Source organism: Acinetobacter sp. AKBS16, from assembly GCF_002899995.1.
Classification (GTDB): Bacteria; Pseudomonadota; Gammaproteobacteria; order Pseudomonadales; family Moraxellaceae; genus Acinetobacter; species Acinetobacter baumannii.
Map to the genome: position 1 here is coordinate 1 of NZ_POYH01000093.1, position 627 is coordinate 627.

Sequence of the window (627 nt, forward strand, 5' to 3'; positions counted from 1 at the left end):
CTACGCCAAGAGGGTTATCACCGCCGATACCACCAGTAATACCAGCGATGATGTCAGTTACTACACCAAGCGGATTGTCACCACCGATACCACCAGTTACGCCGCCGATAGTACCTGTTACGCCACCAAGAATATCAGTAACAATTCCAGTCGCTGTTGAACCATTCTGAATAAGTGTTCCTAAAATACCAGTTGCATTTTCAGTAGCACCTTGAATATCGCCACCGACTAAATCAGAAACAACTTCAAGAGCACCATTGACTGTGTCACGAGACGTTTCGAAAGTTAATGTGCCAAGGTCTGCAATTTCAGAAACTGGATGCTCAGCTTGAGGTAATACACCAATAATAGTGTCGGCTACTGTATCAATACCCGTGTTAATAATTTCAGTTTTTAGGCTTTCAACGCCTTGAAGAATATCGATACCGCCTTGAACAACATCAATAACTGGAGAAATAGGAGATGTACCGCCACCAATAATGCCACCGGTTACGCCGCCGATAATATCAGTTACTACGCCAAGAGGGTTATCACCACCAACACCACCAGTTACACCGCCAATAATATCTGTAATCACTTCAAGTGGGTTGCCATCAACACCGCCAGTTACACCACCGATAATATCTG

1 pseudogene is annotated in these 627 nt (G+C 44.5%); it reads right to left on the reverse strand.

Features of this window, described 5'->3' with window-relative positions:
- Positions 1 to 627 (reverse strand): annotated as a pseudogene (locus tag C1642_RS17175) (hypothetical protein); the annotation flags it as partial.